The sequence below is a fragment of the Mycoplasma sp. 13536 genome, assembly GCF_055523495.1.
This window is the reverse complement of sequence record NZ_JBVFVC010000002.1, coordinates 33,908-43,843: the sequence shown is the minus strand read 5'-3', so window position 1 is coordinate 43,843 and position 9,936 is coordinate 33,908. Positions and strand designations below refer to the sequence as shown.

Annotated in this window: 4 protein-coding genes; 3 read left to right on the top strand and 1 reads right to left on the bottom strand. The window is 26.4% G+C overall.

The genetic code is table 4. The annotated features are described in order from the left end of the window. Positions 1 to 119 precede the first annotated feature (119 nt). A complete protein-coding gene (locus AC0B4N_RS04295; protein ID WP_465102597.1) occupies positions 120 to 1,496 on the bottom strand; it encodes a M17 family metallopeptidase in 1,377 nt (458 codons plus the stop codon). Between the two features lie 67 nt (positions 1,497 to 1,563). Here AC0B4N_RS04295 and AC0B4N_RS04290 point away from each other — a divergent pair, with 67 nt between their 5' ends. From AC0B4N_RS04290 to AC0B4N_RS04280, 3 genes are all read left to right on the top strand, one after another. Next, positions 1,564 to 4,983, top strand: a complete 3,420-nt coding sequence (locus AC0B4N_RS04290; protein WP_465102596.1) for a hypothetical protein — start codon at positions 1,564 to 1,566, stop codon at positions 4,981 to 4,983. Positions 4,984 to 5,058: 75 nt separating this feature from the next. Further along, positions 5,059 to 9,057, top strand: coding sequence for an MGA_1079 family surface serine endopeptidase (locus AC0B4N_RS04285; protein ID WP_465102595.1), 3,999 nt, complete (start codon positions 5,059 to 5,061; stop codon positions 9,055 to 9,057). Further along, positions 9,017 to 9,925 (top strand): hypothetical protein, encoded by a 909-nt coding sequence (locus AC0B4N_RS04280; RefSeq protein ID WP_465102594.1) that lies wholly within the window; start codon positions 9,017 to 9,019, stop codon positions 9,923 to 9,925. Before AC0B4N_RS04285 ends, AC0B4N_RS04280 begins: the two co-directional genes overlap by 41 nt. The last annotated feature ends 11 nt before the right edge of the window (positions 9,926 to 9,936 follow it).

Below are 9,936 nucleotides of genomic sequence, written 5' to 3'. Positions count from 1 at the left end.
ATAAATATAAAAAGCCTTTTTTAGTAAAGAAGTTTAATCTTAATTAATTTTTAAATAAAATATAATAAATTAATATGAAAATATTCAGAGCAATTGCTCTGAATATTTTAAATACAAAATTATTTTTTGTTTAATGCAAGTTGGGTTAATGTTTTAACCATAACACCAGTAGGACGTCCGCCTTGTTCGGCAGTACCAGCAACATCTAAGTGAATATATTCAACACCTTCTGTAAATTCTTTTAAGAACATAGCCGCTGAAGAGCTTCCTCCACCTGCTCCACTTAAATCAGTATTTTTAAGGTCTGCAACTGGAGTATTTTTAATTTCCTTAGCAAAGGCTTCGTCAAGAGGCATTCTTCAAACTAGTTCTTTTTGTGTATCAGCCGCCTCTTTTAGTTCATTTCATGCTTTATCACTAGTTGCTCAAACTCCGGTATATGTGCTTCCAAGCGCGACTAGAATAGCACCAGTTAAAGTAGCCACATCCACAATTTGAGTAGCTTTTAAATTTCTAACAGCATAAGTAATACCATCAGCCATTACTAAACGACCTTCAGCATCAGTATTATTAATTTCAACTGTTTTGCCATTCATACTTGTTCAAACTGTATCTGGCAATGATGCATCCCCGTTAACTCTGTTGTCTGTAATACACATAATTGCTGCAACATTTGTTTTTGGTTTTAGTTGAGCAATTGCCTTCATTGCACTAGCAACAAATACTGAACCTGACATATCAAATTTCATACCAATCATTGAACGACCAGGTTTTAATGAATACCCACCAGAGTCAAATGTAATACCCTTTCCTACATAAACTGTTTTGTCGGTTGAATCAGGATTTCCATTATACTCAATAACTACAACACGTGGTTCATACATACTTCCTTTGTTAACTGAAAGTAATAATCCCATTTTTAAATCTTCAATTTGTTGTTTATTTAAAACTCTAATGCTTAAATTATCATACTGTTTAAGATCTTCATAAACAACTTCGGCTAATTTTTCAGAATTTAAAATATTTGGTGGTGTGATTTGTAAATTACGTGCAAAATTTACAGATTCAGATAAAATAACTGCTTTATTTAATGCTTCTTTATATAAAGATTTATCTTCTTTTGAATAAAAACTCATTGGGAATACTTCTGGTTTTTTTCCTGTTTTAGCATCATAAATATCAGCATGCACATAGTTATATGCTTGAACAAATGCTGAAACTACTTCTGACAAGGTAACATTTCCTTTAACAAATGAATCTAGGCAAATTTGGTAGGCTCTTGCTTGGGTTGTAAAAAATCCTTTTGCAAAGCTTTGAACTGAATTATAGGTGTAATCTTTTAATTCTCCTAAATATGCAAAAGATTCATTATTTGAAAAGTAGTCAGTAACTACATTTGCTTTTTTAATTAAATTTTTGGGTAATTCATTATCTTTAAAAATAGCTTTTAATAATAAATCACCATTTTTTGTATTATCAATTTTCTTAATAAACATAATTCCTTTCTAACATAATTTATACTCATTATATTTTACATTAATCCTAATCTGTTAAAATATAAATATGAAAAAAAATAAGTTTATTATATTACCAATTTTATTAAGTTCAATTGTGTCAGGTAGTTTAGGTTTTATTGCTTGCACACAAGCACCAAACCCCCAACCTGAACCTACTCCTAAACCTGATTATCAATTGACTTCATTTAACAATACGAATAAAACCCAAACATCTTTAGAATTTTCAATTCAAATTTCTAATCTAATCCAAAATGATCAACTAAAAATTACACTTAATAATAATGACTATGATTTTTTAGTTTCCAATTTAACTAAATTATCAGGAGAAAACCAATTCCAAATCACAATTAATAATTTAAGCACTGATACAGAATATAATGTTAAAGAAATAAAAGTTAATAACAATAAAGTTTTGGTTATAAACCAAAACTTTAGAACACTTAAAGCAGAAAATAGCAATATTATAAAAACCCCAGAAAATCCAATTCCTCCAATAATTACAGATCCTAATAAAGATAAAGATAATTCAAAACCTCAAGATCCAAGTGATTCAGATAAGAAGAATGATGATAAAGTAAATCAACCACAAGATCCTAAAGCTACTGATGGCAATACAAAAACAAATGATCCAAAAGAATCTTCATCACTATCAACAATAATTGATAGAATAACTAAAACATCTGCATCTGTAATAGTTACTTTTGATCAAGTTCAACCAACTAGTATATATAAATTAGTAGTTACCGATTCAAGCAATCAAGAAAAACAATATTCATCTTTAAGTATTGATGGTAACTTAATTACTTTTAAACTTGATAATTTAACACCAGGTTTAAATTATCAAGTTAAAAAAATGACAGTAAATTTACCAACAGCTTCTGAATATAATATTAACCAAAGTTTTAAAACAAAAAATGAAGAATCATTTGAAGTTAAAAATATTGAATTAAAAGAAGTATTAGATTCAGAGGCGAAAATACGGGTCAATTTTACAACAAGCATTTTAGAAGATGAAAATAATCAAAACTATGATTTGACATTTATTAATTTATATGGTGATATTGAAAAAACAAATCTATCTTCCACAAATAAACTAATTACTGATGAATCAGGAAATTACATTGAATTTTTATTATCTAATATACAATTTAGTTCATTTTATCAACTAAAAAACTTATATATTAATAATAAAAATTATGAACTAAATAATTCACAAAAAGCAGGAGATAAATGAAAAAATGAAAGTGCTTTAACCTTTGAAACATCACCATATAGCAAACCAATTACTTATGAATCAATTGGTCTAACTTTTACTAGTGAACAAACAGCAAGTGGAACTTCTGATAAGGCATATCTTTCTTTAGAAGGCCTTAATAATCAATTTGAAATAAATGAAGAATATGTTGTTCAATTTTCATTTAAAGATAAAGAATCACAAAAAGAATTTAGTGCTAATTTAAATATTAGTAAACAAAAATATAATGATTTTAAAAATTTTGAATTTACATTATTTGAAGTTTCCGATTGGAATGATTTGGAAGGCTTTACCTTCTTGCCCAAAAATAAAAATGTTGAACTTATTGGTATTGGAATAGACACAAAAAAATATTATGAAGAAAATACAGATGATTCTAACTCAAAACTTAGAATTCAAATTAAACCCGCAAATGGTAAGACATATGAATTTAGTACTAATTCAAGTTATGATAATTACGATCAAAGCGAACTTACATATGATAAAAATACAAAATTATTAAAAGTAACCTCAAATATTACAATGGTTCAAAGTAACACCCAACCTACTAATGTCCAATTTGTTTTATCATCAGATTACGGTGCATCATGAACCTTACCAGCAACTAAAGAAAATGATAAATGAAGTGCTAAAATAGATAATTTAGATTTTAACGGTAAAATTTTCTTATCAAAAGTTAAAGCTGATAATAAAGACATTAGGCCAAAAAGTTCAACTGATGCTAATAAAGAAGTTACTAATAATCAAGATATAACTCAACAAAACCTTGCTATTTTTTCGATTTCGACAACAAATAATAATAAATCAACAGTTACTATTAACTTCTCACAAAATTTACCTAAACATTATTTAAGTAATGTTAAACCAATCTTTGTGTATTATGAAGAAGGCAATGAAAATAATGTATTTGAAGCACATATTCAAAATGCTTCAAATAACCAAAATTCATTGAGCTTTGAAACTTATTTAAAACCAAACGTTAATTACAAGGTTAAATATTTATTTTATAATAATCAATATTTAAAAACTGAAACAACATTTAAACGTGAAAAATATACTTCAACAAGTCAGTTAGATATTCAAAATCAATGAACTAATATAAAAACAACCCTGGAATTAAATCAAAAATGATGAGCATCAGCAGCTAAGAGAAAAATTGTTGATAAAGCTACATTATTGTCATTAGTGAAAGATATTAATATTAGTTATGATGATGAAGTTGATTTTATCATTGACAATAGCTATAATTCATATGATGATGCAAAAGGAAACTTACAACTTAAAATTAAGATAAGTTATAAAGATTATCAAAGTGATTTTAAAACATTTACAGTAAGCAACTTATTTACAAAAAACGATTTTAACCCTAATAATTCTGCAATTAATTTAAATAACTTAATCTGAATTTCTGAACAAGGCTTATCAAAATCAACTAGTGATTTTGATAAAACATTTGGTGCCGAATACGATGATAAAAACGATTTATCATATTCATTTGGTAATAAAACTAAGTGAATTGACCTGCAAGATCCTAAATTAAATGAATTTGTTGTAATAAGTGAAAGATTTAAAAACTATGATGATAGTAAATTCATGCTTTACTTTACAAAATTTACAGATGTTAAAGATGTTTATCAACCTCACAAAACTTCGCCTTATGCAATGTATGGAATGTTAAACTATCGTATTAATGCTTGATTTGATAGTTATAATAAGAATAATAAAAATGCAAAGCCAGAAATTAAATATGCATTATTTACAGAGCCAGCATTAATTACCGGATATAATAACTATAGTCAAAAAGAAGTTACTGATTATCTTACATATCTTGAAGCCCATTTAATTAAATACTCAAAAAACAATTGAGATGAATTTAATAAAACATATGGCTTTAATGATTCTTCTAAAGGCTTATCACCAGAGGAATTAAAAGAGAGAATTACATCAGGCGGATGAAACGAACTTTTAAAATATACAAACCTAGAAAGATTACTAACAAGATTGACATATTTTGTTAAAAATGCATATAATCCAGTTATTACCAATGAATTACATGCATTTAATATTATTAATGTTGAAACCGTTAAACTAGGTGATAATAATTATTTAAGAATTAACTTTAATATTAAAGCAATATTATCAAATAACAAAAACTTCGACAATGTTTTAAATGCTAAAGCATTAACGCTTGATTTTTTAATTAAAAAATAAACTAAACCTTGCTTATCTAGCAAGGTTTTTCTTTATTTATTGTAAAATAATTACAATAAATAAATGTGAGGTTTTATGCATAAAAAGAAACAGTTAGTTTTAGTGATCCCTTTAGTAACATTGCTACCAGTTATAGTAATGAGTTGTAGTAGTGCTCAAAGACTTGGAAAAGAAGATAAAGAAAAAGATCCTAATTATCAAAAGATAATTAGTTTTTTCAATAATCAAAATAGAAAACAGTTAAATATATTACAAAATAATATTACACAAACAAAAGAACCTATTTCAGCTTATAAAGCTGATATTCTAATAAATTTTGCAACTGAGTATCTCAATATCTTAGATACTAAACTTGAGACTCTTTATTCAGATATTGGTATTAACAATGAAAACTTTAATTCAATTAAAACAAAACTCCAAAAATATGACAAGATTATTAATACAACCTCATTAAACTTAAATAATTTAACTCATGAATTACTAGAAGAAATTAAACAAACTCATTCTGATATTCAAGCATACAATGAATTAGTGATTGAGAAAAACAAAGAATTAGATAAGTTCGTAAACGAAGCAAAGAAACTTAATCTTAATAATAAAGTTGTTAAAGACTTTTTAAATTCTGCAATTTATAAATTATTTAATTTAAATAAAGAAGTTAAGAATCCTTTGGAGTTGATTAAACAAATTGATAATAATATTACAAAACTAAATAAGTTGTTTACATTTGCATTTAGTTTAAATAACAAACCTTTAATTGCACAATTAAATAAAGTTAAAATATTTCTTGAGGAAAACCTGTCAATAAATAACATATCTTCCTATAATAATGAATTCGAAAATAACTTTACTTCATTAACTAATTACATTATTGAAAATAATCTAATAGCGCATGATGTAAGGAATGCTAAAAATGGGTTATTTAAAACTGTTGAATCTTCAAATATTTCACCACTGGATAAACAGTCATTAATATCTGAGATCCAAAATATTTATAACTTAGAGGGTATTTATCAATTAAAAACAAAACTAAATCACCTTGAAACAAGCCAAGTTGTTAAACTAAGAAATTCTTTAATTCAAACAATAGAAGAAGCACAGTTAACACAAAATAACAAAGATAATTTAAAAGATTTACTTAATACTTATAGTTTTAAATCATTAAATACCTTTAACGAAGAATTTACTAAATTCCTGCAAATCTTTGAACAAGTTAATAATAAACTAACGAGCATTGAAACATATATTAAAAATGAATGCCAAGGTTCACAAAAACTAGTTTTAGATTATTACAAAGAAAAATCCAAATATAATAAATTATTTACAGGTGGCTTATTAGATAAAATCTCGCTAGTTTCAATGCAATCAAATATCGAATCTTTTGAAACTTTATTACAAACTTATCAAACTCTTAATACTAATCTAAAACAAAACAAGGAGCAAGATTCCAAAACACTACTAGACTACTTCAAAGATGATGCAGGTGAGAGACTAAAATTTGAATATGATGAATTAGGTAAAAAATATGACCTCGAAAAATATTCATATTCAGCATCATATACTTTTGAAAATACAAAGTTATTCTTTGATGTGCATGATAATGAATATATTGATTATCAAATTACAAACCTAGAATTAGACCCAAGAAATTGAAATACTTTAAATATGCAAGTTAAAGTAATATTAAAACCTAATCCAGGCATAAACTACACTTATAATTTCTCCAAAACATTCGCTAGAGATGTTACTCAATACATTGACAAAATTAACCTTTGACACATTGATGAGAATTTTAATGTAAATTATGAGAGTTTAAATGAATTAAAAGAAAGTGATTTTTTGAATTTAAGTTTTGAAGATAAACTTTCATACTTTAAACCTAAATCAAGAAAAATTTCCAAATTCTTTACTTATCAATTTCTTAATGATTTTGAATATAGAAATGGACAATTATATGTAACGTTAAGAATTTTATTTAATAACCAAATAATAAGAGAAATAAAACGGCCAACACTGCATAAAGTAGACTTTTGAAATAATCAAGGATCATACCAAAATTATCTTGATGAAATACATAAAGCAAAGATCTTTAAAATCCTTGAAGGAACTTCAGCAACATTTTTCAATTCTTTAAAATTTAAACCAAATACCAAAACAACTCATGAAATATACCTTGCTTCTGATGCAATTAGAGCATTCAATGATTCATATATTTTGCCTAAATTTGGTAAATATGAATTATTTATTAAAGATGTTATTAATATTGATGATTGAAATGGAACAGCACAATTAATTCTATGATACAAAAAAGATGGAGTTGAAGTGCCAAGCGAAAATAATCAAGATATTTATAAAAATTCTATTAAAATTAACAATTTCAAATTACTTAACTTCTTTGACTTAAAGCCTAAAGGCGAAATCTTTACTGCAGAAGACTTTAAAGATGCAACAGCCCCAGATCAAAATATTATTAATTTAATTAACTCTGTTAATGAATCAAACTTTACTCCAAGGCTTACTTCATCAACTAAAGTAGAACCTGATTTTAGACTTATCAATGTTCAAGATTTAATTGACCAAAAAGCATTTATTAACATGGAATATTTAATGTTAATAAATAACACAGGTTCTAATAATAAAGGTGTAAATCACGATGATAAAGCATATGTTCCATTAGATAACAAATATTATGATAAAGATATAGAGGTTAATGCAACAAATATAAGCACATTACGAGGAGATTATTTCCCAGTTTGATATGATGTAAAGCGTGTTGGTAAGCGTGGTATGTCATTTAAACTTGGATGAATTAAGAAAACTGATCAATCAATTAGATATACTAATGAAAAAGAATATACCTTAATTAATTTAGTTAACGATTACCAACAACACCACTACCCAGAGATCATGGTTAATAATATAAAACTAAGTGATTTAAATATTAATTATGAAACCTTAAAAACTAAAACAGCAGATGAATGAGCAAGAGATTTAAATGGCCTTGAACAAGTAATCAAATTGAAAGTTAATGAAAATAATGAAATTCAATACAAAAACTTCTCTTTACCAGCTTCAATATTTAAAATAAATTCTATAAAACGTATTTCTGGTGACCAAGCATACATCAGCTTTAAGGTCCAAGATAAAAGCAATAAATGAATTCAAGGTAATACGTGATACAAAATAAAAGGATTTGCATTAAGTCAAACAAATAATTTATACGAAAGTTTTACATGAAGAAATTCAAATTTAAGAACAATTCAAGATTCTCTAAATTCAATTACTCGTGATCGTGTAATTGAACCAATGTGAGATGATTTATTATGAGATATCAATACTCGTACTAATATTGCATCATGAACTTTTAAACGAAAATATCTTGAACAAACATTATTAAAACCAAATGCTAGAAATAGAAATATTAAATTTAATATACATGCTAATTCTTTAATTAATGATGATCAAAGAAATCAGCGGATTCGTAATACAGAAAATGCCATTGCCATTAACATTAATTTAGATGAATTAATTGCTTCTAAAACTATTAAATATATTAAAGAAGCTAAAACCAATACAGAAGATACCTTTAAATATATATTAAGTCTAACCTGAAATGAAACTACGGGTATTGAGTTTAAAATATATATGGAAGATAATTCGTATAAAATCATTATTGATGAACCTGAATCTCAAATTAGCTTCCAAGAAACTTTTGAAAAACATCGGGCATTTTTAATATTACCTGCTGCTGTAAGCGCAACAATACAATATACAAATGATGAAGAATTAGAAGATTTTAAAGTTAACCAAAACCGTTTTGATTATAATCATATGGAATATAATCAATTCAACCAACCTATTACAATTTTCTCAGATTGAGAATATTTAGCTAACCGTGATGTCTATCAACCAAACCAAAATGTATCCTTCAAATTACATGAAGGATACAAAATGGATGCTGAATACATGCGATTAGAGGAATGGCGTAATTGAGATGTTGTGGATAATGCATACTTGAGGTCAGTAAAAGTTAATGTATTTAATAGAACAGGGGGGGGTCTCCTTATTAGCTAAGGCCAATAAGGATCCTGATGACTTTACTTTTTTATTTGCCACAAATTCACATGTTGAAAATATAATCCCTGAGGCTGCTGCTGCAAAGTCATGAAGTGATATTATCGATCAAAACTTCCTAAAGGAAACAAAAAACCGTCATTATCATTTTAGTTATTTACTAAATGGTAATGACTTAGAACGTAGCCGAAATATTTGAACAACTCATGGGTTTACATATAATAATCCATCTATAATATGAGTAACTGACGAACAAGTATCAAAAGATGGTAAAACCATTAGGCAACCACATGATATTATTGTTTATTCAATAGATGTATTAGAAAAAATAAAAATTGCTAGAAGTAAAGGGTTAATGGACCAGGTATTACGATTTGAAAGACTTATAAAACAAGCTAATTTAGAAATTGATATTCCTTCTAAATTTAGAATTCCTTCAGTACCTATGCTTTGAGATGCTGCGAATATTGGTTTCCCTTTTAATAAATTTTCTGCTTCCATTACGCGAAGACCAAAGTGAATTAAAGACAACCAATTTGCAGTTGGATGAAGAAATTATTATTCACATATTTATAGAGGTCAAGGTTCTTCAGGATCAGCTTTATACATTTCTAAAAATGGCAGTTTTAATTATTTTGGTCTTTTAACTGCTGGAAGTAGTGAATATTATGGTGATTCAACTTTTTCTATAGCTTATAGTTATGATTTAAGAGATTACAATTTTTTTGGTGTTAATTATGACCGTGAGCATCCTCTTTCATTACAAAATTATCGATCATTAGCCTCACAACTCTTCAAGGCTTATTTATATAATCCTAACACTTATGATATGCCATGGTTTTTAAAAGAATTAAAAGAAGAAAATTAAAATATAATTTA